Genomic DNA, 26472 nt, shown 5'->3' on the forward strand with positions numbered 1-26472 from the left:
TCCCAGTATATGCCTTATCAGCGCTGAGCTAAAGCAATATTATTTTTAAAATAAACTGGTTGGATCTGATTGGTTAGTAAAAAATTGGTTTATAGCGAATTGGCGATCATTGTTTAATTTTCACCACTAAAAAAACACATTTAAATTACAAAAGAAAAACAATTAATTAACTTTGGCAGGAGATTTAGTTAGGCTTAGATCAGGTTTTTACTAACAAGCAAAAAATGGCATTAAAAGGAAGTGTTTAGTTAGTAAAAATATGATCCTTGATGGTTTAAGCCATGTTTTTAGCCTTTATATGCCACTAAAGATCAGATTTTTACCAACTGACAAAGGGGGTTGGATCATGATTTAACTAACTCAACCCCTTTTACAGATCACGATATTACTAACTAATTAAAGGCACTTAATAACTTAGTAAGTTGCTCTAAGCGCTTGTCTGTCATCACTTTATTATTTATTTTAATTGAAACGTCACCACTTTTAAGGTTGCGTTGCACACTAATAAAGTCATTTTCTAAAACCGCTTCACGTTTTGATGCTGTTTTAGGCTCTGCAGTTAGGTATTTAGTAATTAGCATAGCGCGCTTGTCGTCGGCTTCTAAGGCGTTAATTTCATCATTGCTGGCAAGTGCAACAACTAACTCGTTAAATGCTTCCTCATCGCGCTCCTTTGCGTTAATCAACTTTTTAGCAACTTCTCTACCAACATGATTAGCTGTTGGGTAAAGGGCTATAACATCTGCAGATATTTGCTCATACGCTTTTATCGCATCAGCAATCGCTGTATGCGATACCCCTTCAATAACAGCAATTTCACGGTACGAGCCTTTTTTGCCTTGTTGAATAAGATCGTTTCTAGTTTGTTGATACGCTTGACCCAACTCCCAAAGACTAGGGGCAATGTATTGATCTGATGAAACCGCAAGTACTTTGGCATCTTGCTCGCTAAAGTCACTAGAACTCAATACGAGGTAGTCTGCGCCACCTAAAATACAGGCTTTACGACGTCTAGAGCCAGCTAATACAAGGCTTGTATCACCTTGCTCCCATAATAGGGCAGGGTGCTGATTACGGCCATCTTCTTTAATAGCAGGAAGAATATCTGCGACTGACTTTTCGTTTAAAAGCGCTTGTACGCGACGATTTTTACCATAAACTTGGGTCGATTTTTCAATTTCGTTGTGAGCAATCACTTTACAAACAAGCGTTATTTCCCGATTAGGATCACTGGGTGCAGGCATACGGATAACGTCGCCTGCATTGGCTTGCTCTAAAAGGGCATCTAAGCTGCTACTGCCAACAGCGGTTGCAAAGGGATCTAAGCGGGTGTCATTTTTACGTTTTTTAGCCATTTTTAGTCAACATCCTTACTTAGGCGTATTTAATTTAGATTGAGTGGATTGCCAATTAGAACGAATTAGCATTTCGAGTTCATCAACTACATCTTTGATATTTTCTTGTGCGCGCATTAATGACTCTCTACTCGCTAAACTATCAGACGCTTTTTGATCAAAAATGGTATTAAACGAGGATGAACTCGCAGTAATTGCTGAACTGTGATTAATAGGGTAGCTCATGACTTGGCGACCAAAGGCACTTCTCACATCTTTAACAATGTCACGTTGTGAGTGGTTACCTTTTACATAGTTAGTAACCAAAAATTGCATGAAATCCCAACCATCGTGGCCAAGGGCTGCAACAGTATGGTAAATCTCACCTAAACGTTTTAAATATTTATTATTAGCATCAAAGTCTACCGCTTCAGGGTGAACCGGAATAAGCATGGCTGTGGAGGCCATTAATGCATTATAAAACATAAAATTAAGAGTAGGCGCTGTATCAATTAATAAAATATCAAACTCATCTTTTACTGGTTCAATAACGCGCTCTAGTAACTTATGGTAATGGCGCGTTTGCTCATAGTTTGAGGTATCTTTAAGCAAAGTTGCGGTTTCGTGTTCAAAATAAAAATCGTCCATACCAGATGGCAAAACACGAATATTAGGAATATGAGTTGGTAAAAAAGAATTTGACACAAATTCAGGCCAGGTTTCACCTTCTTCAAGATCAATGCAATCACGCATCAAATCACCGACAGTAATTGGATCGGGCTCAGAGGATGGGAAAAAGCTTGATGATGACCCCTGAGGATCTAAATCAATAATACCGATGCGATAACGTTTTATGTTGGTAGTGGCAAGTGCAGCAGCAATATTAACCATGCTAGTTGTTTTACCACAACCACCTTTTAAAGAATTAATAACAATAACTTGGAGTTTGTCTGTCGGTGCACGGTGATCAGGCTTTATATCCATTGTATCGGCCATAGCAAAAATATTAACCAACGTATATGCGTAATGACCGTTTGCACCGCGTTTTATATTTAAATCGTCAAAGTCACCATTATCATGACGTCTTTTTAAGGTACGATTATTACAGCCAAGTAAATCAGCTGCTGCTTTTTGGGTGTAAGTTCTTAATTCTTTTTCTTCAGATTTAAGATGGGCGCGGTAATGTTGGATACGTCCTTCTAGTGATTTTTCAGCAACTTCTGCGGTTGCTTTCAAAAGTCGGTAGGTATCTAGCGCATTATTATTGATAGACATACTTTATTCCTCAAAGTTAGGCGTTTAGTATAATGTCCATTCAATTAGCTGTAAACAACTATTTAAGGCGACATACATTTTAAATACATGACATATAAAATAATTTTACGCCTTTAATATTGTTTAGTATAAATAAAGAAGTTTAAGTATGGTTAAGTATATAAGGTATTAAAGGCTAAGGGCTTGAAATACGCATTTAACTTTATGATTTATATGAATAATGTTTAAGAAAGTGGATCAGTATTATACGTGGTTAAGATCAGATCCTTATTTACTGGCAGATCACCTTTATACTAAGCAAATATTTAGTAGCTGAGTTACGCACAGGTTAAGCACTGAGTTACTCACAAAGTAGATGGTATAGATCATGTTTTTACTAAGTAAATTATAAAGTTATGCACCCACCATCAGAGATAATACGTGCTTTAATTAGTATAGATCTGATCTATAGTAAGTACAGATCAGATCTATGCTAACTCGAACTAAGCTTATCCACAGGCCTCTAATTTTTGCAGTAATTTGTCGTGCTAAATTTCAAAAAAATCACTTTGCAATGGACAAATTTATTATTCAGTTAGTAAAAAATCGTTTTATAAAAGCATTGTTAGTAAAAATGTGATCTGAAATCTTTTGTATTAACTTTTTCTTAGTAAAATACTGATCTGAGCATTTTATTTGAAATCAGATCACTTTTATACTAACTTAAACATTTAACTTTTGTGGCTTTATGTGTTGTTATTAGTTGCCACAATAAAAACGGAAATAAAAACCATGAGCCGAAAGGTCAACATCTCGGTAGATAACTTGCCTGATACACTTAGAGGCCAAATTCACGGGGTGGAAAGTGCAATTGATAACGAAAGTTTAGCACTATTTACAGATAACAAAGATGTGCGAATTTCGATAGAAAATGCAGCCCATGGGTTACGCGCTTACTCTAACACATTTAATCATTATGATCTGTGGGGACGCTTTGTTCGCTCAGGACATAAAAAGCTGCCACTTGAAGAAGCCCCTAAAAAAACCATTATTACACGTAAGATATCTGAGAAAGTAGACGGTATTTTATACGATGGTGAAATTAAAATAACACCGGCTGTGGTAAGTACTCGTAAAGATGGTGAAGACGTAGAATACCTAGTTTGGCCATCAGACAGAGAAGAAAAAGTTGAGCGTGCACTAATTCGCCTTGCTTCAAAAGGTAAAATAGTAAAAATTAATTTTAAATCCGGTATTCAATATGCTGTTGTGTTTTCTATGAACGAATTAGCACAAGAACTCAAAGCGGTTGGTCAGTCTATGCCATATCCGCAAATTAAAGAATCGCTTGAAGCATTGCAAGGTTCAAAACTTTCATTTAAATATTCTGCCACTGACACTAAAAATTCTGATATTGATGATTCGTTTTACGAGTCAAACATGAACTTTTTATCGTCTTTACACTTTAGCGGTAAAAAAGGCCAAGGCGGAAATGTTAAATGTGTGGCGTGTTTAAATGCGTTTGTTCATAACATGATCGATAACCTTGAATATAAAGGTTATTATTTTAATAGTGCTCAAGAATTAAAGCGCGGGTTATCGCGTTGGATGATGTTACGTTTATATCACTTATGGCGTTATGCTGCCCCAGGAAAAACGTATCATTTTAGACTGTTATCTATTATGGAAAAATATGGCTCTATTTATTCAACGGATGATATTACCGAAAATAAACTAAAAGCACTGCGTCGTGACATGACTACCACGATGAAAGATTTAATTGAAAAAGGGGCAATATCTGAGTACAGCATAACTAATGTAAAAGATGATAAAACAGGTAATATTGTAGATTACACCTATGAAATGCATCCATCTGATCAATTTTGTGATGAGATACTGGCATTAAATAAACACAACAAGCGTATAGAAATACAAGGTGGTAAACGCATTGTTGAAAATGCAGTATTAATTGATGAAGATAAGCTGGAAGAAATTGTAGAAAAATAATTATATTAATATTTACCAGTCCCGTTGTATTAAAGGCCACATTATGTGGCCTTTTTAACATAATTATTTTGTTACTTGTTCTAAATATAAACGGTCTACCAGAAAGTCATACTCTCGTTTTCGTGGATGTGATAAGGGCTTTTGGTAACTCGGTAGTTCGCCAAATTTTACGTCGGGTTGTGGGTTAATTAGTATAAAAGGTAAAGCAGCACTAACATGATAGCGATTTTGTGCAGTGTACCTCACATTAACTTGAGGACTAACTCGAGTAGGGCGCCTAATTCGCAATTTTTCTTTTTCACCCAAACTGGCTACTCGAACCTGTTCTTGTGCAACCAGTGACTGCCATTTTTGCTGATCAATCATTCGCGGGTTTTTATAGCCTGCCGATTTTTCTAACATTTCAAGCGCCATTTTTTTTGTAAGTGTTTTGGTTGCGTGTTTATGCATCCAAGTAAAGCGAACAGAAAAAGGGGATTCAATTTCACTATGAATTTTACGATATGCCGCAAGCGTTATTAAATTTGGCATTGCATTATGCACAGCTTCAAATCGCGCGTCGTTATTATCTATTGCTAAAATACAATTTTTAAAAGCTGCTTTTGCACTATTTACCTGTGCTATGCGATCAATAATGGCTTGTTTATTCGCCTCTTTTATTACTAGCAAACCAGGGTGTCGCTTTAATACTCGGCTGCTTAGCCCTGGCTTTTTATACATATCTGAGAAAGCATTTAAAATTGCCTTATGTGCCAATTCCCCTGTTATTTTTGAAACGCTTATAGACTCAGGGATTATATTTTCTTCAGTACTACTAATCTCAGGTAATTGAAAATACTCTGCTTTAGCAAAGCCAACCTCTTTAAGCTCATCAATTAAGCTAAGTGTTAATTCATTGAGTAAATCAAACTGACTTCTTATTTGTACCTTTGTAACCATTAGCTATCTACCTAGAACACATCTTACTGAGTCACTATTTTCGCAAACAACCTTTTCTTTTGATAGATTTTTCTCAAATAAAATTCTTTTGCTAAGATTTTTCAATAATTTAAGTAATGTATGATGTGTTCTTTGTGGTCTTTTAAAGTATTTTGCTTCATATACTTTAAAGGAAATAATAGAAGGGGTGAGTTAAGGTACTGAACTTTGTATGCAGCATTAGCATAAATATTTAAAAGCGCATAATTGAGCAGCATTCTTTTTTAAACCTTCCGTAAAGTTAAGATTACATTAGAACAAATTAAGTATGATGTGTTCCTGTAGCTATCTGTATCACCATCGCTTAGCTGTTAAGCTTCTACTCAAGCCATTATAATGCACACTCTATTTACTTAGATTGCTGTTTTTAAATGTTTATTTGTTTTTACTTTATAAACTTGCTCATTAAAAGTAACTCAAAATAGGCTCTTAAATCTTATTAAAATTTAACTAATAACTAAATAATTGGTAAATAGTCGATTTAGTCCTTGAACAAAGCCCTCTGCATACGTTAATTTCAATGCATCAGGTAATAGGAATGAGGAATGAGCATGCAATCGTGGAACCCAAATAGTTGGAGAGAACTGCCAATACTGCAGCAACCACAGTACCCAGATCAAAACGTATTAAAGTCGGTAGAAAGCCAGTTGAAAAGTGCACCGCCTTTAGTATTTGCCGAAGAAACAAGAAGTTTATTTAAACAACTTGAAGACGTATGCGAAGGCCGTGCCTTTTTACTTCAAGGTGGAGATTGTGCAGAATCGTTTAGCGACTTTAATGCCGCTAATATTCGCGATACATTTAAAACCATCTTACAAATGGCTGTAGTATTAACCTATGGTGGAAAGTGCCCGGTTGTTAAAATTGCACGTATGGCAGGTCAATACGCTAAGCCACGTTCAGCCGACTTAGAAACAATAGACGGCGTTTCGTTGCCATCTTACCGTGGTGATATAGTAAATAACTTTGAGTTTACTGAAGAAGCACGTATTCCAGACCCTCAACGTTTAATGACTGCATATCATCACAGTGCGGCAACGCTAAATTTGCTACGCGCTTTTGCACAAGGTGGACTTGCCGACTTACATCAAGTTAACCGTTGGAACATGGGCTTTGTTGCTGCTAATCCACAAAAAGCAAAATACCAACAGCTTGCAGACAAAATTCAAGACGCGTTAGAATTTATGGAAGTGTGTGGTATTAATTCAACTATAGCGCCAAGCTTAAAAGAAACTGATTTATACACGTCACACGAAGCGTTATTACTAGGCTACGAAGAAGCATTAACACGTAGAGACCATTTATCTGGTGACTGGTACGATTGTTCAGCACACTTTGTTTGGATTGGTGAACGTACTCGCCAGCTAGACCATGCCCATATTGAATTTTTTAAAGGTATTAAAAACCCAATTGGTGTTAAAGTTGGACCAGGTATGGATCCAGACGAGCTTATCCGTTTAATCGATGCGCTTAACCCAGATAACATTCCTGGTAGATTAACGCTCATTACACGAATGGGTGCAGATGTATTGCCAGAGAAGCTACCAGCGCTGGTGCGTAAAGTACAGCAAGAAGGTCGCAAAGTTATTTGGAGTTCAGATCCAATGCATGGCAATACTGAAAAAGCCAGCTCAGGTTACAAAACACGTAGCTTTGATAACATTATGCGCGAAATTAGTCAGTTCTTCGCTGTTCACAAAGCTGAAGGCTCATACGCAGGCGGTGTTCATTTAGAAATGACCGGCCAACATGTAACAGAGTGTACTGGCGGTGCATACGGTTTATCTGATGATGACCTTGCTCAGCGCTACAAAACACAATGTGACCCACGCTTAAATGCTGATCAAGTATTAGAGCTTGGCTTTTTAGTAGCTGATTTACTAAAAGATGCGCGTAAATAATACCCGCTCATAAATACCAAAAGCCGCTTTTATTTAGTAACACCACTCGTTTAAGAACGAGTGGTGCTTTACTATTATTTAGCGGCTTTTTTGTGTGTTGAGTGTAATTACATGCTTAAATCATATGTTAGTTTGTTAGTACTTACGACGCTCAAGACCTGTATCAGAAATGATTTTTGCTGAGATCTCTTCAACCGAATGGTGGGTAGAATTTAAATGAGCAATTTTATGCTTCTTATAGAGCATTTCTACTTCGCGCACTTCAATACGACACTGTCTAATTGATGCATATTTTGAATTTGCCATTCGTCTATCTCTGATCGCAGCAAGTCTCTCAGGGTCTATAGTTAAACCAAACAGTTTATGCTTATAAGGCACTAAGCACTTGGGTAACCCTTCGCTTTCTAAATCATCTTCTGTGATCGGATAGTTGGCCGCTTTAATACCGTATTGCAGGGCTAAATAGAGGCTTGTTGGCGTTTTACCGCTTCGACTAACGCCAACTAAAATAATATCAGCCTCAGCAAAGTTTTTAATATTACCGCCGTCGTCATTCATTAAAGCATAGTTAACTGCATCAATTCTAAAGTCATAACTTTTTTCGTGTATTGAATGGGTTCTATGTACTTTAGGTACTGGGGCAACGTTTAATTCGCTTTCAATTTTTTCGCTATACGTTGTTAAAAAGTCATACGAGACAGCATCTGCAGAGCGAATAATTTCCGATAATTTATGATTCACAAAAGTAAAAAACACTAGAGGCTTCTCACCTTGCTTAGACGATGTGGCGTTAATAAGCGCTTTGATTTCATGCGCTTTTTCTTCGGTTTCTACAAAAGGAATTGTTTTATGATTAAATTCGACAGGAAATAAAGACAAGGTCGCATGACCAAACACTTCAGATGTGATTGCCGTACCATCTGAAATATAAAACGCAGTTCTCATAAAGCCTCTTTTTTATTACATTTAATTTTAAAATAAGTGTATCACGGTTTACGTGAGGACGTTTGCCAGTGTAGAATGGGGGCGACCTTTATGAAAGGTTTTCTTTCTTAACTCTCACAGTTAGTACTACAATTTGTTTTTTGGAGAAAGATCCGTGCAAGAATACGTTCTCTGGTATCAAGAGCTTGGTATGCAAGATGTTCCTCGAGTTGGTGGTAAAAATGCCTCACTTGGTGAAATGATTTCAAACTTAGCTAACGCAGGTGTGCAAGTCCCAGGTGGTTTTGCTACTACCTCAGACGCTTTTAACGAGTTTTTAGAACAATCAGGACTCAACGCAAAAATTCACGACATTTTAGATACTCTTGATGTTGATGATGTAAACACACTCGCCAAAGTCGGCGCCGATATCCGTCAGTGGATTATCGATACCCCATTCCAACCTAGTCTAGATAAAGCAATCCGCGATGCATACAGCCAACTTCATGGTGACGCTTCTGCAGATGTTTCATTCGCTGTTCGTTCATCAGCTACTGCTGAAGATATGCCAGACGCCTCGTTTGCAGGCCAACAAGAAACGTTTTTAAACGTTGTTGGTATTGATTCTGTAATGACTGCTATTAAACACGTATTCGCTTCGTTATTTAACGACCGCGCTATTTCTTATCGTGTTCACCAAGGCTACGATCACCGTGGTGTAGCGCTATCAGCGGGTATTCAACGCATGGTACGCTCTGATAAATCAGCATCAGGTGTTATGTTTAGTATTGATACTGAATCGGGCTTTGAAGATGTAGTCTTTATCACATCAAGCTATGGTTTGGGTGAAATGGTTGTACAGGGTGCGGTTAACCCAGATGAATTTTATGTTCATAAACCAACGCTACTTAAAAACAAGCCAGCTGTGGTACGTCGTAACATTGGCTCTAAAGCCATTCAAATGATTTACTCTCAAGACAAAGCTCATGGCAAACAAGTAGAAATTGTTGACGTAGACTCAGCACTTTCAAACAAATTTTCGATTACAGATGAAGAAGTGCAAGATCTTGCCAAACAAGCTGTAATCATTGAAAAGCATTACGGTCGTCCAATGGACATCGAATGGGCAAAAGATGGTAACGATGGCAAACTATATATAGTTCAAGCGCGTCCAGAAACTGTTCGTTCAAACGAAGACACAAACGTAATGGAACGCTTCCAACTAAATGGCAGCAGCAATGTTGTTGTTGAAGGCCGTGCAATTGGTCATAAAATTGGTAGTGGTGTTGTACGCGTGCTTGATTCAATCAAAGAGATGGACCAAGTACAAGTAGGTGACATTTTAGTTACCGACATGACAGACCCTGATTGGGAACCTATTATGAAACGCGCGGCTGCGATTGTTACAAATCGTGGTGGTCGTACATGTCATGCTGCAATCATTGCACGTGAGTTAGGTATTCCAGCCGTTGTTGGTTGTGGTAATGCAACAGACTTAATTAAAGCAGGTCAAGAAGTTACTGTATCATGTGCCGAAGGCGATACAGGTTTCATCTACGAAGGTATTTTAGACTTTGAAGTACTTACTTCACGTGTTGACGAAATGCCTGAACTTCCAATGAAAGTAATGATGAACGTAGGTAACCCAGATCGCGCATTCGATTTTGCACGTTTACCACATTCAGGTGTAGGCCTTGCGCGCGTTGAGTTTATCATCAACCGTATGATTGGCGTTCACCCTAAAGCGTTATTAAATTTTGATGCACAAACAGATGCATTAAAAGCAGAAATCACAGACATGATTGCCGGTTACGAATCACCTGTTGAATTCTACATCGGTAAACTAGTTGAAGGTATTTCTACCTTAGGTTGTGCGTTTGCACCAGAGCGTGTAATTGTTCGTATGTCTGATTTTAAATCAAACGAATATGCTAACTTAGTGGGCGGCCAGCAATACGAGCCAGAAGAAGAAAACCCAATGATTGGTTTCCGTGGCGCTGCACGTTATATCTCTGAAGACTTCCGTGATTGTTTTGCACTTGAGTGTGAAGCTATAAAACGCGTAAGAAACAGCATGGATATGACCAACATCGAAATCATGATCCCATTCGTACGTACCCTTGAAGAAGGTAAACGCGTTATTGAATTACTTGAAGAACATGGCCTTAAACGTGGCGAAAATGGTCTTAAAGTAATCATGATGTGTGAGCTTCCGTCAAATGCATTAATGGCTGAAGAATTCTTAGAATACTTCGATGGTTTCTCTATCGGTTCTAACGATTTAACACAGTTAACGCTTGGTCTTGATCGCGACTCAGGTTTAATTGCGCACCTATTTGATGAGCGTGATCCTGCAATCAAAAAGCTACTTTCTATGGCTATTAAAACAGCCAAAGAAAAAGGTAAATATGTAGGTATTTGTGGTCAAGGTCCTTCAGATCATGAAGACTTTGCAGCATGGTTAGTAGAGCAGGGCATTGATTCTGTTTCGCTTAACCCAGATACAGTACTAGAAACATGGTTATATTTAGCAGACAAACTTGCAAAATAAATTACCTTGTTAAAAAAATGCCAGCATCTGCTGGCATTTTTTATGGCTTATTAAAATGTATGTTTTACTAATTTTTTATCTAAATAAGCACATGATCGAGTAAGTGCTTTTTGACACCACGCTAAATAACCTCTCGCTTTTGGGTAATACATAGAAAAGCACAGTAAACCTGCAATAAAAAATATTAACGAAGGCCCTGGTACTACGGCAAATAGTAGTCCTAATAAAATAAACAGTGTCCCGCTGATCTGTATAAGTAGTTTTTTCATATAAACCTCATAGTAGGCGTTTAACTTGATTATAATTACAGCTGCTCAAATTTCGATTAAAAGAGTGTTAAAAACTGTAAAATCTTCAATTTCTATTAGCCATCACCATGATATAATTACACAAATGCATTAAATAGCGCCGCCATGATAGCAACGATCACACAACAAGATGCCGCGACCGAGCTGGTTGCAAATTACTTAAATACCATAAAAAATCAAGGGTTTACTGGAGATACAGACGCCAGTTATGCAACCAGACTGACTGCATCAACCGATAACAGTATTTATCAGCAGCTTCCGCAAGGTGTTATTTTTCCAAAAAGCGAAAAAGACATACAAATTGCCTTACAAACGGCATCTCATGACCCGTTTTTGTCGTTAACTTTTGGTCCTCGCGGTGGCGGCACAGGCACAAACGGACAGTCTTTAACCCCAGGTATTGTGGTTGATTTATCACGTTACATGCGTGAAATCCTCGAAATAAATGTAGAAGAGGGTTGGGTAAGAGTTCAAACGGGCGTGATAAAAGATCAACTTAACGACTTTTTAAAACCGTATGGATTTTTCTTTTCACCCGATTTATCTACTAGTAACCGCGCCACTATTGGCGGCATGATCAGTACAGATGCATCTGGCCAAGGGTCATTAGTTTATGGCAAAACCAGCGACCATGTTTTAGGGTTAACCACGTATTTGGTCGACGGCACAGCAATGTCTACCAGCCCAATAGATATAGAAAAAGCAAAAATAATTGCCGATCAAGACACATTAATTGGGCAAATATACAAAACAGTTTTAGATATTTCAATTAATGAACGCGACGCTATATTAGCCAAATTCCCACGATTAAATCGCTTCTTAACTGGGTATGATTTAGAACATGTGCTAAGTGAAGACTTACAAACTTTTGACATGAGTCGACTAATTACAGGCTCTGAAGGCTCATTAGGTATAGTCACTGAAGCAAAATTAAACCTAACACCCATTGCTGAATTTAAAACACTCATCAATATAAAATATGACAGTTTTGATTCTGCACTTCGCCATTCACCATTTCTGGTTGATGCCCGAGCTACCTCAGTTGAAACCGTTGACAGCAAAGTTTTGAATCTTGCGCGCGAAGACATTATTTGGCATTCAGTATCGAACTTAATAACCGATGTACCAAATAAAGATATGCAAGGACTCAACATGGTTGAGTTTAATGCAGTATCACCACAAGACATAAAAGACAAAGTAGACACTTTATGTAAATTATTAGATGAGTGCGTTGAAAACCAAACTAATGGGGTTATTGGCTATCAGTTAACCAGCGATAAAAGCGATATACTAAAAATTTATGCAATGCGTAAAAAATCAGTGGGTTTACTCGGTAATGTAAAAGGAAGCCAAAAACCCCTCGCGTTTGCCGAGGATACTGCCGTACCGCCTGAAAATTTAGCCGATTACATTGTTGAATTTAGAGCGCTACTTGATAGCCATAATTTACAATATGGTATGTTTGGCCATGTTGATGCCGGTGTATTACATGTTAGGCCCGCGCTTGATATGTGCGATCCAGAACAAGAAAAATTATTACGCACAATCTCAGATGAGGTAGTAAAACTCACCGCTAAATACGGTGGATTAATGTGGGGCGAGCATGGTAAAGGCTACCGAAGTGAATACGGCCCTGAATTTTTTGGTGAGCATTTATTTACTCAATTACGCAAAATAAAATCTGTGTTTGACCCAAACAACAAAATAAACCCCGGTAAAATATGTACACCTATTGAAAGTAAAGACTCACTTGTGAGTGTAGATGGGCAGAAACGTTCTTACTTCGATAAGCAAATTTCAATTGATGTTAAAACCAGTTTTAATAATGCAATGACCTGTAATGGTAACGGCTTGTGTTTTAATTATGATGAAAACTCGCCAATGTGCCCATCTTATAAAGTGACCGGCGATCGCCGTAATTCACCTAAAGGTCGCGCGGGTTTAATGCGTGAATGGTTACGACTTCAAGAGTCAAAAGATGTTAATTTGCTTGAAGTAGAAAAAGAACTTAACAAAGGCGAAGTTATCACCTGGTGGGAGCGTTTTGTTCATAGCCGTAACAAAAACAAAGGCGTTTACGATTTTTCTCACGAAGTAAAAGCATCAATGGACGAATGTTTAGCATGTAAAGCGTGTACTACCGCTTGCCCAATAAAGGTAGATGTACCAACATTTCGATCTCGTTTTTTAAATTATTACCATAGTTATTATGCGCGCCCACTCAAAGATTATTTAGTAGGTAATATCGAAAATAGCGCACCGTTAATGGCAAAGTTTGCTCGGATTATTAACCCAATTGTAAAAACATCATTGGTTAGTAGCATCATTAAAAAAACGGTCGGTTATGTTGATACCCCGCAGCTAAGTATTCCGGCACTCGGTAAACGTGTAAACAAAGCGCAAAAATTCGATTTAGATTTACTTAAAAAGTTAAGCGCCAATGAGCAAAATGAGTATGTACTCATTGTTCAAGACCCATTCACCAGCTTTTACGAAGCTGAATTGGTTGAGAGCTTTATTACACTGATCACACAGCTTGGAAAAAAACCCATGTTGTTACCATTTAAACCCAATGGTAAGCCCCAACATGTTAAAGGTTTTTTACATGAGTTTAAAGTGACAGCTAAAAATGCTGCAGAATTTCTAAATCAACTTAACGAAATCAATGCGCCATTAGTAGGTTTAGATGCTTCTTTAGTGATGTGTTATCGCGATGAATATAATACAATTTTAGAAAATAACCGTGGTGATTTTCATGTGCTACTTGCTCATGAATGGCTAGAAACACAATCGTTTAAACAGTTAACGGCTAAACAAAATTTAAATACTGAATTTACATTATTGAGCCACTGCACTGAAACAACCGCTTTACCAAAAGCGGCAAGTGTTTGGAAAACTATTTTTGATGAACTTGGTTTAACATTAAACACTACAAATACGGGTTGTTGTGGAATGGCAGGTACGTATGGCCACGAAGCACAAAACCAAGATAACTCTCGATCGCTTTACGAAATGAGTTGGAAACCTATTGTTGATAAAAATAAACCTGAGCAACTTTTATCAACTGGCTTTTCATGTCGTAGCCAAGTTAAACGTTTTGAAAAGTTTAAACCCAAGCATCCAATAGAGTTACTGGCAAATGTACTTAGTTAATAATTTAACTAAGTAAACTGAAAAATAAAAAGGCGCAACTTATTATTAAGTTACGCCTTTTTGTTTATATTTATTTAGTTTTTTTTAGAAAAACTGTCTGCAATGGGTTTTGTACTAATACCATGAATAAATACACTAAATAAAATTGTGGTCATAGCAATGGTCGCAATTTGAAATTTATTTTCTATTTTTGTGTCTATTACCATTAAGGTAAAAACAATTGAGGCCAATCCTCTTGGCCCAAACCAAGCAAATGTAAAACGCTCTTTAATTGTTAGCGCTGTAAATTGCAATGACAGCATAACCGGTATTATTCTAATTAAAGTCGTACTTAATAATGCATACGTTATTATCGCTAAATTTAATTTAGGTAAAACTAAATAAGCACATACAAATCCAAACAAACACCAGATCATTAAAGAGGAAAAGTCAGCTATATGCTCTGAGTCTTCAATCAGCTCTTTGTTTATTTTAGTACTCGCGTATTTATCAAATAATAAACCCGCAACAAACACCGCAATAAATCCACTGCCATGAAAATATTGCGTAATCGAAAACACCGCCATAGCAAAACCTAATAATAAAAAAGGACTCGTGTTTTGCGCAAAGTAATGTCGCTTCATTGCAAAATTTAAACACGGAATAAAAATAGCAATACTTGTAAAGGCAATTAATAAGGCTAAACCAAGTTCTCTGCCAAACACACTTAACGCTTGCGTTGCTGTAATTGCAGATTCTGGATTTTTTGCCAGTAATATAAATATTAAAAAAATAGGAACACATAAACCATCATTCAAACCACTTTCGGTATTTATTCCTTCACGAATTTTTTCAGGTACTTTTGTATTGCTTAATAATCCCTTACTTAAAGCCGCATCGGTTGGGGTTAATATAATTGCGATAAGTGCTGCTTGAATTAATGAAAGCTCAGCAAATAAAAATAACGCGGTAGCAACCCCGAGTAATAGAGTTAATGGTAAGGCAACAAATAAAAGTAAACTTGGATATTGAAAACTATGCCTTAATACTCCTAATTTTGACTTTGCTGCATCGGTAAATAAAAAGATACTGAGCGTTAATTCTATAAAGGGTAGTAAATACCGTAAGCCATTTTTAAAATTTTCACTTTCGTTCGGAGCTATCAATGCTAGCAGTATCCCCCCTATAACAAAAAACATCGGCCCGGTAATTTCTGTTTTTTCTAATTGGCGTAGTGTTATAGAATAAATTAAAAATAATGCACCAATAAAAGCAATAACTAAGTATTCCATTAAATTTTCCTTTTTATTCCAGATTTTGCCCGTTCTTTAATATTTGTTTGAATATAAATTTGATCGGTTGTAGCAATTTTTGCGTGGCCTAAATCTTCAGATAAATGTTTTAAAGGTCGAGTTTGTGCGTCATGCGTTGCCCCCGTATGGCGTAACCAATGCGCAGTGGCCGCTTCTAATTGTTCCGCGTCATCTTTAAATCCATCATCAAGTAAAGATTGTTGCGCAATATCGAAACTTTGTTGTACCAATCTGCGAATTTGTCTTACGGTCATTCCACCTTGACCACGAATTTTATGCACTAACGGGTCGGATTCGTCAACCCGGGGCAGGGCAGGTAAACCACGGCATAACCGATAACGTTTTAAATACTCAAGAAAATCATCACTTAAAGTTACATCGCGTAACTTATTTCCTTTACCCATTATTCGTAAAAACCAAAAGCCATCATTATCTTGCCAAAAATGAGACATAACAGGTGACCATTGTGGTCGCTCTGATAATTCTGAAATACGAAGGTAGAGTCCTTTTAAACAGGCGAGGGTAAATAAGTTTCTTTCATACTCTGGTTTTTTTTCGCATATATCTCGGGTAACGCCAAATACATATTCCCATTGAATATCACTTAATGTATCGGGGATTTGTATTTGCGATTGCACAACCAAGTAGGGACTATTTTTTTTAACAACAGGTACAAAGTTAGCAAAGGTTTTTTCTTCTAAAATAGCGAATTTATAAAATACATTGAGGGCAGTAAACATGGCCGATAATGTTTGCTGACTCGCAATAGATTCTTTTAACATGAAAGGGCGCCAATTTTGATTTAACCGACGAATTCCTTGCTCATCTTTATAACGCCATTGAACAGATGTAGATGCCCATTTTTTATCCGGTTCAACCATAAAATCAATATAGGCTTCAATATCTTCACGCTTAAGTTCAAATACAGATTTTTCAGCTATAAGCCATGACCATAAATAAAACCGTTCCAACTCATTACGAAAACGGCTATAGGTTGCCTCAGATTTTCGGCCATAAACATATAAAAACTGGTATAAAAAATTAAGATCAGCCTTTGATTCAGTTACAGTCAAGCTGACTTGCTGTATAAAAGAGGCTAGTTCTGGATATTCTGATGAGAGTGTATTATCTTCAAGATGAGCTATTTGATAACGTAATTGTTTAAATGTATCGACCAGAGCAACAAGCATAATAGTAAAATATATAAGAAAATAATAGACTTATAGGTTAACCTTAAAGTCCGATACTGTCTAGTATTGGACATAGTAAAAATGTATTTATTTAAACATTGTTGTGTTTTGGTATGAATCTTATCAAGGAAAGTTTTATGAAAAAATTTATAGTGTTAGGCCTACTTACAATAAGTGTATTACTAACAGGTTGTGCTACTACAGGCAGTGCTTCCCCTGGAGAAAAACGTGCTTTAGTACAAAGTATGAAATCGAATACACTAACTGCTCTATACGAAAAAAAACCAGATGTTAAAACCCAAATCGCCAACTCTGCCGGATATGCTGTTTTTGATAATGCCAATGTAAATGTTATTTTAGCCAGTTTTGGTGGTGGGTACGGTGTAGTAAAAAATAACCTAACCGGAAAATCTACCTATATGAATATGGGTGAAGCTGGTTTAGGCTTAGGTTTAGGTGTTAAAGATTTCAATATTGTGATGGTTTTTCACGATCAAGCAGCGTTAAATAGATTTATTAAACATGGTTGGGCGTTTGGTGGTAATGCCGATGCTGCTGCAAAATACCAAGATAAAGGTGGCGCTTTAGTTGCCGAAGCTATTGCTGACCAAGTAACTGTTTACTCTTTAACCGAAAGCGGCCTTGCACTGCAAGCCGTTTTAAAAGGTACTAAATTTTGGGTAGATTCTGAACTAAATTAACACTTAATGACTCTCCTAAAAGCGGGCTGTTTTGTATAATCACGCTCGCTTTCTTATAAACTAGACTATTTAACATAACGTAATTTATAGGTTGTATTATTTAAATGCATCATTGAGCGTTAGCATACGTCAATAACAGCCATTAAAATGGTGATCAAAAATATACACATTTACTTCCATCAATAGAATTATTGAAAAAATTATAGAATTTTCTATTATAACAGTATAATGTCACCAGCTTATTGTAAGTTAAAGCATAAAACCAATAGTCATTTGATTTACAAATTAATTACTAGATGTTGTAGTTTAACAGGAAGCTCAACAGATTATAAAAAACACAAACAAACATCTGAATATTTCAAATTTCTTCATTCAGGCCTTGCTGCAATCTCTTTATTTTTTATTTCGTTGTTAGGTAATAGTTTATTTGTTTATTTACATTATAGCTCTAGCAAATTATCTTTGAAAATTGCTTACCTGTACAATGAAACTTCTTGGTTTTATGTTTTTGTAAACATGGCAAATAGGACAGCTTATTTTGCAATTGCCTGTGTTACTTATTATTTTTACAGTAAAATGGCAATTTTTACTTCATGATAAATTATTTATTAAAAAGAATTTTTAGCAGGTACCCATTTAATGATATTTAGTGAATTTAAAATTAACTAAATCTATTAGTAAAAAAGCTCTACACCTTTAGTTTTCATTTTACGAACAGGAATTGATGGGTACTATAATTTCATATAATAAATTACAAATACGACTTCCAATCAAATTTATCTTTAAATAATCTCTTATCCAACGCTTCAGCCAATTTTTCAGTTTCACTAAAAACGGTATTCCAATATTTAATACGTGTGTCTGCATCGAGATCGGTAAAATCGTTTCTGTCTGGGATTTTTCCGTAAGGTAAGCCGGCTATAAATTCTTTTGATGGGGAGATCATCACCACGTTATCGTAATTTTGTGGCGCCACTTTACGTTTTAAATTTTTATCAAACCACCCTGCTTTTGGATCTGAATTAAAATGCGGATACAAAATTAAGCCTGGGTTATTAATTTTTAAATCAAAGTGGTAATCAATAATGCCGCCATCGCGGTAAATTCCTGGTGGCGAACCGGCAATATTTTTTATGCCTTGCATTACTAGTGGTATAGAGCCCGATGCTAATAAGGCATCTTTTAAATTTGTTTGGCTAAGTGGTATGTTTTGCGTTTTAAAATTATAACTGTCGGTTATTGATAAATTGCTGTTTAGCGCACCAAAAATAAATCGCTCGTACTGCGAGCCTAATAATTTTCGGTTAACCCGATTAAGCATGTAACTTTTTGATAAACCTAAAAGTTGAATTAATTTATTTTCACTAGCAATAAAGCCATTCGATTTTGCCACTATAAAATGCGCTTTAAAAATAGGATTATTTAAAATTTCGGTTACGCCGTGCTCCCCAAATACATCATCTAATAATGAGCGAGCTTTTAGTGTAATTTCAGCGGGTGTTGGTTTATTACTAGAATACCGCGTTTGCGAATACGATTTTGCTAAACGCTCAATGGCAGCAACAGGCTCGTTTTGTGCAAAACACGCAGAACGAAAAGCCCCTGCCGATGATCCAATTAAATTAAGCGGTTGAGTACGGTGTTTAAAAAATTCGCCAAATATATATTTATCTAAACCAAACAAGGTAAACCATTTAGGGCCACCACTTGCCCCTAAAAACGAGGTAAAAAGCTCAGGTTTAAACCCTTGTTCGTTTATTATTTTTGCTGCAGTTTTACCTGCATAAATGTCGATCATCTAAAAATACTACCTGTAGAGTCGCAGCTTAATGTTGTTTAAGCCAAACTTAAAAGTGAATACTTATGCAATATACAACTTTTAAACTTTAATCTTAATCCCAAATTCCGTCTTCACATTCGCCCTGCACTTTTACGTTTTTTACCTTAAACTCTGGCTCTATGCCTTTGTCTCTTTGTGCGTGGTAGTCGTTAGTAACAGACAAAATAGTTGGCGTGAGTAATATAATAGCGATTACGTTAACCACTGTCATTAACCCTAATGCAATATCGGCTAAGTCCCAGACTTCTTTTAATGATGCCGATGCGCCCCAAAGCATCATTGATAAATAAAGTAATGTATAAATTGTGCGCCCTACTTTGTTGTCGAGCTTAAATAAATGCAGGTTACTTTCGGCGTAAGCGTAGTTGGCCACCACCGAGGTAAAAGCAAATAAGGTAATGGCTGCCGCAACAAAATATACGCCGCCTTGTGCTAAGTGTGCGGTCATGGCGCTTTGCGTTAAACGTATGCCTTCCATTTCGCCGCTAATATCTATATCTGCTAATAAAATAACAACGGCTGTACAGCTACAAAGTACAATGGTGTCAAAAAACACGCCAAGCATTTGTATATAGCCTTGTGTTACTGGGTGATTAGGAATCGGGCTTGCGCTTGCTGCAGCATGGGGCACACTCCCCGCGCCGGCTTCGTTAGAGTATAAACCACGTTGAATACCATTTTTAATGGCTGCGCCCATTGCACCTGCGCCGGCTTCTTGCAGGCCAAACGCTGATAAAAACACATCTTTGAGCATGGCAGGTACTTGCGGTAAATTTATAAGCGTTATAATTACGGCGGCGGCAACAAATAATATGCCCATTAATGGCACTACACGTTCAGCAAAGCGAGCTATTGCTTTAAAGCCGCCAAGTATAATTGAGCCTGCTAATACAGTAATAACTAAACCAGAGTAAAAGGTAGGTACTTCAAATGCATAGTTAAGTGCGTCTGTAATGGTGTTGGTTTGCATGGCGCTAAAGGTAAAACCATAACCTAAAAATAAACACGCGGCAAACACAATGGCAAAGGCACGGCTGCCTAAACCTTGCTGAATATAATATGCAGGGCCGCCTCTAAACTCGCCACTACTATCGCGTACTTTATACACCTGTCCTAATACACTTTCGGCAAAGCCGGTTGCCATGCCAAGTATGGCAATAACCCACATCCAAAATATGGCGCCGCTTCCGCCTAGTGATATGGCAACGGCTACCCCAGCTAAATTACCTGTACCTACTCGTGCACATAGCCCGGTACATAATGCCTGAAATGATGAAATGTCGTTTTTTTTACACTTGCTACTGCCTTTTAAAAGGCTAAACATGTGTTTAAATTTTATTAGTTGAATTGCTTTTAACCGTACCGAAAACCATATACCTGCAAACAGTAGTATGTAAATCAGTATTTGACCGTCTCCCCATAGTAGGCCATTTACACTTTTTACAACGGTATCGAACATGGGCTAATCCTTTTATATTTATTATGTTTTTACTCAAACTTTTTAGAGTGTGAGGCATTTTATTATGCATGTTAGCCATAGATTAAGGCAGCTTAGCTGCCTTAAATATGTAGACTTAGTGGTAGGTTATTTACTTTTCAGGTGTATGCCAGCAATCATGCATCTAACCGAACCTCCCGCCGACTCTATGGTTGGTATAGGTAACGAAACAAGTTTAGCTGTTTGTTGTATTGCTGCTTTTTGTTCGGTTGTAAGTGCATTAAACGCCGTTTGTGAGAGTGCTAAAATACGGCCATTTGTACCTTGTAGCTCTATTGCGTTGCCGCAAAAGCTATTTATTTGCTCATTTGTTAAGTTGATAACTTCTAAATGGCTTTGTAAAAAATGGCTAGTTAATTGTTTATGCTGACTTATTGGCACCATATCTAGGCTGATCATGGCAAACTCTGTTGCTACACACATTAATACATTAGTATGATAAATCGCAGTGCCTTGTTCGTCATAAGCATTAAATACAACAGGTTTGAGCTTAAGTTGTTCACACACTGTATCTACCACAGTTTTTGTAGTGCGCTTAGATTCTACTGCATAAGCAAGCTTATGTGGGTGATCAATAACAAGCGACCCGGTGCCTTCTAAAAACGCATTTTCTTTCACTAAAAATGAATAATCAGTCAGAGATGACACTTTATAGTGATTAGTCAAAAAATCAATAATATCTTTTCGATATTCTAATCTTCTGTTTTCTGCATACATTGGATAAACAACTAGCTCACCACTTTGATGTGTTGAAAACCAGTTATTAGGAAACACTGAGTCCGGCGTGTGTGTATGCTCATCTTCAAATAAATGAACAGTGACGCCTTCGTTTTGTAATAATTTAACCGCATTAGTAACTTCGTCAAAAGCGAGCTGCCCCTGATTTTTTGAGTTACAGGTGCTTTGAAACGTGTTGTCTAACATAGTTTGTGGGTTAGATGTAAAGTGATGCGGTCGCACCATAACCACAGCGCTTGGTGCTTGCTTTATATAACTCATGCCACTTGCTCTTGCTTGGTTATGCTAGGTGTATCAGCCGTATTTAGTACCGAAAATAGATTACGGGGATCGGCTTGTTGTGTAATTAAATCAAGTAGTTCAAACTCACCAGCAGCCACCAGCGCGTCTTTAATATACACCAGCGCGGTAAAGTCTTCGCTTGCAAAACCTACCCCATCAAAAATAGTAAGCTCGTTGTTACTTGTACGCCCAGGTGCTTGTTTATTAATTACTTTATGAAACTCTGTTACGGCAAAGGTATCGCTCATTTGCTGTATTTCGCCCTCTATTCTGGTTTGCGGTTCGTACTCTACAAACACATTTGCGCGCGCTAATAATTGTGAATCAAGCTCTGTTTTACCAGGGCAATCGCCACCAATGGCATTTAAATGCACGCCCTGGGGGATCATATCGCTGGTTAAAATAGTGGCATTTTTTTTATCGGCTGTGCAGGTGGTAATAATGTGCGCGCCTTGCACGGCTTCTTCTGCGCTATTGCATAGAGTTACATTTAAGCCATAGTCAATTAAATTGTTGTAGGCTTTTTGTGAGGCATTTTTATCAATATCGTATAAGCGAATGTGAGTAATACCTAATACGGCTTTAAAAGCGAGTGCCTGAAACTCAGACTGTGCACCATTACCAATTAATGTCAGCGTTGTTGAATTTTTAGGTGCCAAGTATTTAGCCACCAATGCTGATGTAGCTGCGGTACGTAGTGCAGTCAGTAAACACATTTCACTGATCATAACCGGATAGCCACTATCAACATCCGATAAAATACCAAAGGCCGCGACGGTTTGAAGCTCCTTAAAGGTGTTTTTTGGGTGGCCATTTACATATTTACAGCTAAACATTTTGCCATCGCTTACGGGCATAAGCTCTATTACGCCATCAGGAGAGTGCGCTGCATAACGTGGTGATTTATCAAATTCGTGCCAGCGAGCAAAGTCTTGCTTTAATTTTTGGGTGAGCTCTAATAGCACATTTTCTATGCCTACTTTATTTATAAGTTTAGCCATTGCCTGTACGCTAACAAATGGAACACCTTGTTTTGGCTGTACGATAAAGTGACTCATGTATACCTCTGTAATAAAAATATGAACTAATTGAAATAAGTTTATCGACTACAGATGCCAGTTAAAATGCCAATATTTTATACAAATGATATTATTTTTTATCATTTTGCTATGCTTTAATGTGCAAATTTAGTAATTTGTATCGAAAAATAGCGAGACTTTTTATGACCCCTTATATTTACGACTCATTAGATAACGCGTTAATAGCTGAATTAAGAAAAGATGGCCGTGCTTCTATTTCTGCTTTAGCTGATGTTTTAAAAGTGTCGCGCGGGACGGTACAAAACCGCTTAGACCGTTTGGTTTCATCGGGTGCTATATTAGGCTTTACGGTGCGTGTACACGAACACATAGAAACCGAAGCGGTAAGAGCAATAATGATGGTGGAAGTGGTTGGTAAATCTACATCGCAGGTAATTAAAGCCATGCGCGGTATACCCGAGCTAACAAAGTTACATACCACCAATGGCGCTTGGGATTTAGTGGCTGAAATACAGGCGGCAAATTTAGGTGAGTTTGATGGCATACTCAGGCAAGTACGCGAAATAGAAGGCATTTTAAATAGCGAAACCAGTATATTATTATCATCTACTTAGGGTTTATTAACGCTATGTTTTACTAAAAGTATTTTAGGCAATACTCGGTTTATGTATTAGATATTGGAGTAGGCAATGAATAAGCTTTCTATTCGGTATTATTCGCAAGATATAAAGCGCCACCAGCATAATTACCATCAACTCGTGTTACCCCTACACGGTGAAATACACATAACATTAAATAATGACTTTAAAACAACGGTTAGTACGGGTAGTTGTATCATTATAGAGAAAAACGTGGTGCATGCCTTTACGGCCGATGAATCCGCGCGTTTTATTGTGGCAGATTTAGACGCGCTACCTCAAAACCTTATTCATCTTTTATGCCCTAAAATCTCAATAGATAGCCGTTTATTAAGTTACTTACAATTTATAGAGCAGCAATTGCTTTTTGTTAACGACGACAAGCTTACTAGTTCAACCTTTGATTTATTTTACTTATTACTTTGTGAGCAAAGTAGCCACAGTAATATTGATAAGCGAATAGATAATGTAATAACCATTGTTAAGCAAAATTTAGCGTACCCCTACACGTTAAAAGAGCTGGCTGATATAGCCTGTTTAAGCGTTACGCAATTTAAAACTGTATTTAAAAAAAGTACCACTATGAGTGCACTGCAATATTTAACTATGTTGCGAATGCAGCACGCTCGCGCCCTTTTAACCCATTCAGACTTACCGATTGCTTTAGTAGGCGAGCGCATTGGTTATAACGATGCCTCTGCGTTTAGCCGCCGGTTTAATTTATACTTTGGGCAGCCACCTAAAGCATTTGCAAAGCAGTAATGTAGATAATCTAAACACGAGATAATAAATCAAGCTTAAGCATAACTTAGGTTAAATTGCGTCATAACAAACAATAGCACCGTCTTTTTAGCACATTTTTAAAAGCCTCAACTGATACACTTAGTAAATAGTATTTACGGAGGGTAATTAATGGCAACATACATAGGTTTTTTAGCAATATTTTCGTGGGGGCTTTTAGCTTTACTGGGTAATTTAACCAAAGCACTCCCGGCTTTTCAGTTACTTTTTATGTGCTTTGCACTCTCTTTTATTATTTTATTAGTAAAACGTTTTGCTTCAAAACAGCCATTATTAACCCCTCCTAAGCTTTCTAAAAAACATCTTATAATAGGTGTTACTGGCTTATTTGGTTTTCACTTTTGTTATTTTATGGCTTTAAAATACGGCCCTTTAATTGAGGTAAGTTTAATAGTGTATCTTTGGCCATTATTACTGGGTGTATTTGTGGCTACCCCAGGGTCTAAATTTAAAGCAATATTGGGCGGATTATTGGGGTTTTTAGGTACGCTTAGTTTAATTACCGATGGCAGTGTATTATCTATCAATAGTGAGTATTACTTAGGGTATTTTTTTGCAGGTTGCTGCGCGGTACTGTGGTCTAGTTATTCTTATTTAATGTCGCAATTTGATAGCCATGTAGATGACATAGGCTGGCTTTCACTTATTGTGGCAGTGCTTGCCCTTTTTGCACATTTTTATTTTGAAACAACCGTTATTAGATTGTCTGTCTCACAATGTCTAGGTGCTATTTTATTGGGATTAGGCCCAGTGGGTGGTGCATTTTATTTATGGGATCATGGTTTAAAGTTCGGTAACCGATCGCTATTAGCCTCATTGAGTTTTTTAACGCCGGTGCTCTCTACCTTTATTTTAATACTCGCCTCGCAGGCTCCCTTTAGTTGGTCAGTATTTATAGCTTTAGTACTTATTTTATTAGGGGCGACGATTAGCAATAAAAAGCCATCGATAAGTTTAAAAAAAGCATAGTTTTAATTTTCCGAGGTATTTTACCAACGCTTAAACTTAAGTGGTAATTTAAGTTTAAGCGTTAATATACAGCTACGCTATGTAGCTGTGTTTATAATCATCCTGAGCTGGGTGATGGTTTTTTAAGTAGTTATGGCCTGCTGCTAAACCAAGTTTATAGTCAAATCGTAAGTCATCATTTGAGCTGCCTAATAACTTACTATAAAGCTTTTGATTTGCAAAAATTTGGATTATTTCTACATCTTTTGGTGGGTTAGCAATAAATGCTAACTCATCTTCGTAGGCTTGCTCATGTTGTAATAAGTAATCTATTGTTTTTGGGCAATAGCCAGATACTTCAACAAATGATTTTAATTTACTTATCCATGCTGATTGAGCCTGAAAAGCTTCATCAACGGTGCGTATAACCACAATTTTGCGTGCGCCACGATTATAGGCTTCGCGTACAGGAAGCGGTGCGGCAAGGCCACCGTCTAAGTAAAAATCAGACTCTGACTGTATCTCGGTTTTACCTAATTCATTTGCGGCTAATGCATTTAACCACGGCGTCAATTTTACACCTTGCTTATATAAAAATGGCAGTGCACTTGACGCTTTTAATAGCTCTCGCCATTGTTGGCCTTCCCCTGTTGGGGATAAAAAATAAGGTTTGCGATCACGGGCATTAGTTGCGGTAATTAATAGCTCACGGTCACCTAAACTGGCTTTTGCGGTTTTAAAATCAAGCGCTCTGTTCACTTCGGTAGTTTTATCAAAGTACCAATCTAGGTCAACAATATGTTTGCCCATTAGGCCGCGACCTAATTGAAAAAAACGTTTATGACGCGAAAGGCCTCTGATCAGGCGTTTAGCATAGCCTTTTTGACGTGCCAAATAGCTCGTTAAGTTTTGAGAGCCTGCAGATGTGCCAATAAACAAGTCAAATGGATCATACTCTTGCTCCAACCAAGCATCGAGTACACCCGCGGTAAATATCCCTCGTTGTCCGCCACCTTCTGCTATCAGCGCTACTTTTGGCTGCACTGAGTCGTTGCATGAATGGGGTGTCGTACTGTTTTGAGATTTCACGCTTT

Annotated in this window: 20 protein-coding genes; 8 read left to right on the plus strand and 12 right to left on the minus strand. The window is 37.4% G+C overall.

What is annotated here, in order from left to right; genetic code table 11:
• Positions 1 to 392: 392 nt before the first annotated feature.
• Both MTN96_RS16935 and MTN96_RS16940 read right to left on the minus strand, forming a co-directional pair.
• A complete protein-coding gene (locus MTN96_RS16935; protein ID WP_036983557.1) occupies positions 393 to 1355 on the minus strand; it encodes a transcriptional regulator in 963 nt (320 codons plus the stop codon).
• A 15-nt stretch (positions 1356 to 1370) separates the two neighbouring features.
• Entirely contained in the window at positions 1371 to 2609 is a 1239-nt protein-coding gene (locus MTN96_RS16940) for an AAA family ATPase (protein WP_036983556.1), read from the minus strand.
• Between the two features lie 771 nt (positions 2610 to 3380).
• Between MTN96_RS16940 and MTN96_RS16945 the strand changes: the two genes are divergently transcribed.
• Positions 3381 to 4595 (plus strand): hypothetical protein, encoded by a 1215-nt coding sequence (locus tag MTN96_RS16945; protein WP_013463357.1) that lies wholly within the window; start codon positions 3381 to 3383, stop codon positions 4593 to 4595.
• A gap of 63 nt (positions 4596 to 4658) precedes the next feature.
• On the opposite strand, the gene MTN96_RS16950 is transcribed toward MTN96_RS16945, so the two are convergent.
• Positions 4659 to 5534, minus strand: a complete 876-nt coding sequence (locus MTN96_RS16950; RefSeq protein WP_008464472.1) for a DNA replication terminus site-binding protein — start codon at positions 5532 to 5534, stop codon at positions 4659 to 4661.
• A gap of 590 nt (positions 5535 to 6124) precedes the next feature.
• Between MTN96_RS16950 and MTN96_RS16955 the strand changes: the two genes are divergently transcribed.
• The gene (locus MTN96_RS16955; protein WP_171034713.1) at positions 6125 to 7474 is read left to right on the plus strand and encodes a class II 3-deoxy-7-phosphoheptulonate synthase; all 1350 of its coding nucleotides are present in this window, start codon (positions 6125 to 6127) and stop codon (positions 7472 to 7474) included.
• 135 nt (positions 7475 to 7609) lie between these two features.
• On the opposite strand, the gene MTN96_RS16960 is transcribed toward MTN96_RS16955, so the two are convergent.
• Positions 7610 to 8419: a pyruvate, water dikinase regulatory protein gene (locus tag MTN96_RS16960; RefSeq protein ID WP_008108730.1), complete on the minus strand. Its 810-nt coding sequence runs from the start codon at positions 8417 to 8419 to the stop codon at positions 7610 to 7612.
• Positions 8420 to 8573: 154 nt separating this feature from the next.
• Between MTN96_RS16960 and ppsA the strand changes: the two genes are divergently transcribed.
• On the plus strand, positions 8574 to 10949 hold the full coding sequence (gene ppsA / locus MTN96_RS16965) for a phosphoenolpyruvate synthase (RefSeq protein ID WP_008108727.1): 2376 nt from the start codon (positions 8574 to 8576) through the stop codon (positions 10947 to 10949).
• 50 nt (positions 10950 to 10999) lie between these two features.
• Here ppsA and MTN96_RS16970 read toward each other — a convergent pair whose 3' ends face one another.
• Complete coding sequence (locus tag MTN96_RS16970; protein WP_248532287.1) at positions 11000 to 11218, minus strand: PGPGW domain-containing protein; 219 nt, start codon at positions 11216 to 11218, stop codon at positions 11000 to 11002.
• 144 nt (positions 11219 to 11362) lie between these two features.
• On the opposite strand from MTN96_RS16970, the gene MTN96_RS16975 reads away from it, so the two are divergent.
• Complete coding sequence (locus MTN96_RS16975) at positions 11363 to 14410, plus strand: FAD-binding and (Fe-S)-binding domain-containing protein (RefSeq protein WP_248532288.1); 3048 nt, start codon at positions 11363 to 11365, stop codon at positions 14408 to 14410.
• A 74-nt stretch (positions 14411 to 14484) separates the two neighbouring features.
• Here the strand turns inward: MTN96_RS16975 and MTN96_RS16980 are convergent, their stop codons facing one another.
• Both MTN96_RS16980 and MTN96_RS16985 read right to left on the minus strand, forming a co-directional pair.
• Positions 14485 to 15681: a sodium:proton antiporter gene (locus MTN96_RS16980; RefSeq protein WP_248532289.1), complete on the minus strand. Its 1197-nt coding sequence runs from the start codon at positions 15679 to 15681 to the stop codon at positions 14485 to 14487.
• Positions 15681 to 16892, minus strand: coding sequence for a tyrosine-type recombinase/integrase (locus tag MTN96_RS16985; RefSeq protein ID WP_248532290.1), 1212 nt, complete (start codon positions 16890 to 16892; stop codon positions 15681 to 15683). The genes MTN96_RS16980 and MTN96_RS16985 overlap by 1 nt, the downstream gene beginning before the upstream one ends.
• Positions 16893 to 17029: 137 nt before the next feature.
• Here MTN96_RS16985 and MTN96_RS16990 point away from each other — a divergent pair, with 137 nt between their 5' ends.
• Complete coding sequence (locus MTN96_RS16990; protein ID WP_036984047.1) at positions 17030 to 17593, plus strand: YSC84-related protein; 564 nt, start codon at positions 17030 to 17032, stop codon at positions 17591 to 17593.
• Between the two features lie 751 nt (positions 17594 to 18344).
• Here the strand turns inward: MTN96_RS16990 and MTN96_RS16995 are convergent.
• The 4 genes from MTN96_RS16995 to MTN96_RS17010 all read right to left on the minus strand — a co-directional run bounded on the left by MTN96_RS16995 (position 18345) and on the right by MTN96_RS17010 (position 23009).
• Positions 18345 to 19391: a patatin-like phospholipase family protein gene (locus tag MTN96_RS16995; protein ID WP_248532291.1), complete on the minus strand. Its 1047-nt coding sequence runs from the start codon at positions 19389 to 19391 to the stop codon at positions 18345 to 18347.
• A gap of 94 nt (positions 19392 to 19485) precedes the next feature.
• Complete coding sequence (locus tag MTN96_RS17000) at positions 19486 to 20892, minus strand: sodium:alanine symporter family protein (protein ID WP_248532292.1); 1407 nt, start codon at positions 20890 to 20892, stop codon at positions 19486 to 19488.
• 126 nt (positions 20893 to 21018) lie between these two features.
• Positions 21019 to 21930 (minus strand): citrulline utilization hydrolase CtlX, encoded by a 912-nt coding sequence (gene ctlX, locus MTN96_RS17005; protein WP_138561530.1) that lies wholly within the window; start codon positions 21928 to 21930, stop codon positions 21019 to 21021.
• On the minus strand, positions 21927 to 23009 hold the full coding sequence (locus MTN96_RS17010) for an ornithine cyclodeaminase (protein ID WP_248474654.1): 1083 nt from the start codon (positions 23007 to 23009) through the stop codon (positions 21927 to 21929). Before MTN96_RS17010 ends, ctlX begins: the two co-directional genes overlap by 4 nt.
• 164 nt (positions 23010 to 23173) lie before the next feature.
• Here MTN96_RS17010 and MTN96_RS17015 point away from each other — a divergent pair, with 164 nt between their 5' ends.
• The 3 genes from MTN96_RS17015 to MTN96_RS17025 all read left to right on the plus strand — a co-directional run bounded on the left by MTN96_RS17015 (position 23174) and on the right by MTN96_RS17025 (position 25399).
• A complete protein-coding gene (locus MTN96_RS17015; protein ID WP_069439756.1) occupies positions 23174 to 23605 on the plus strand; it encodes an Lrp/AsnC family transcriptional regulator in 432 nt (143 codons plus the stop codon).
• 75 nt (positions 23606 to 23680) lie between these two features.
• Positions 23681 to 24391 carry an AraC family transcriptional regulator gene (locus tag MTN96_RS17020; protein ID WP_138561526.1) on the plus strand — a complete coding sequence of 237 codons (711 nt, stop codon included), beginning with the start codon at positions 23681 to 23683 and terminating at the stop codon, positions 24389 to 24391.
• Positions 24392 to 24541: 150 nt separating this feature from the next.
• Complete coding sequence (locus MTN96_RS17025; RefSeq protein WP_248532294.1) at positions 24542 to 25399, plus strand: DMT family transporter; 858 nt, start codon at positions 24542 to 24544, stop codon at positions 25397 to 25399.
• Between the two features lie 72 nt (positions 25400 to 25471).
• On the opposite strand, the gene MTN96_RS17030 is transcribed toward MTN96_RS17025, so the two are convergent.
• Positions 25472 to 26467, minus strand: coding sequence for a patatin family protein (locus tag MTN96_RS17030; protein WP_069439753.1), 996 nt, complete (start codon positions 26465 to 26467; stop codon positions 25472 to 25474).
• Between the last annotated feature and the right edge of the window lie 5 nt (positions 26468 to 26472).

The organism is Pseudoalteromonas sp. 2CM28B, assembly GCF_023161935.1.

Excerpts from the sequence above, each read along its gene's own strand:
- ctlX (WP_138561530.1), bottom strand. The coding sequence starts at position 21,930 with ATGAGTTATATAAAGCAAGCACCAAGCGCTGTGGTTATGGTGCGACCG.
- MTN96_RS16935 (WP_036983557.1), bottom strand. The coding sequence starts at position 1,355 with ATGGCTAAAAAACGTAAAAATGACACCCGCTTAGATCCCTTTGCAACC.
- MTN96_RS17000 (WP_248532292.1), bottom strand. The coding sequence starts at position 20,892 with ATGTTCGATACCGTTGTAAAAAGTGTAAATGGCCTACTATGGGGAGAC.
- MTN96_RS16980 (WP_248532289.1), bottom strand. The coding sequence starts at position 15,681 with ATGGAATACTTAGTTATTGCTTTTATTGGTGCATTATTTTTAATTTAT.
- MTN96_RS16950 (WP_008464472.1), bottom strand. The coding sequence starts at position 5,534 with ATGGTTACAAAGGTACAAATAAGAAGTCAGTTTGATTTACTCAATGAA.
- MTN96_RS16940 (WP_036983556.1), bottom strand. The coding sequence starts at position 2,609 with ATGTCTATCAATAATAATGCGCTAGATACCTACCGACTTTTGAAAGCA.
- MTN96_RS16990 (WP_036984047.1), top strand. The coding sequence starts at position 17,030 with ATGAAAAAATTTATAGTGTTAGGCCTACTTACAATAAGTGTATTACTA.
- MTN96_RS16970 (WP_248532287.1), bottom strand. The coding sequence starts at position 11,218 with ATGAAAAAACTACTTATACAGATCAGCGGGACACTGTTTATTTTATTA.
- MTN96_RS16960 (WP_008108730.1), bottom strand. The coding sequence starts at position 8,419 with ATGAGAACTGCGTTTTATATTTCAGATGGTACGGCAATCACATCTGAA.
- MTN96_RS16995 (WP_248532291.1), bottom strand. The coding sequence starts at position 19,391 with ATGATCGACATTTATGCAGGTAAAACTGCAGCAAAAATAATAAACGAA.
- MTN96_RS16975 (WP_248532288.1), top strand. The coding sequence starts at position 11,363 with ATGATAGCAACGATCACACAACAAGATGCCGCGACCGAGCTGGTTGCA.
- MTN96_RS17025 (WP_248532294.1), top strand. The coding sequence starts at position 24,542 with ATGGCAACATACATAGGTTTTTTAGCAATATTTTCGTGGGGGCTTTTA.
- MTN96_RS17020 (WP_138561526.1), top strand. The coding sequence starts at position 23,681 with ATGAATAAGCTTTCTATTCGGTATTATTCGCAAGATATAAAGCGCCAC.
- MTN96_RS16955 (WP_171034713.1), top strand. The coding sequence starts at position 6,125 with ATGCAATCGTGGAACCCAAATAGTTGGAGAGAACTGCCAATACTGCAG.
- MTN96_RS17010 (WP_248474654.1), bottom strand. The coding sequence starts at position 23,009 with ATGAGTCACTTTATCGTACAGCCAAAACAAGGTGTTCCATTTGTTAGC.
- MTN96_RS16945 (WP_013463357.1), top strand. The coding sequence starts at position 3,381 with ATGAGCCGAAAGGTCAACATCTCGGTAGATAACTTGCCTGATACACTT.
- MTN96_RS17015 (WP_069439756.1), top strand. The coding sequence starts at position 23,174 with ATGACCCCTTATATTTACGACTCATTAGATAACGCGTTAATAGCTGAA.
- MTN96_RS16985 (WP_248532290.1), bottom strand. The coding sequence starts at position 16,892 with ATGCTTGTTGCTCTGGTCGATACATTTAAACAATTACGTTATCAAATA.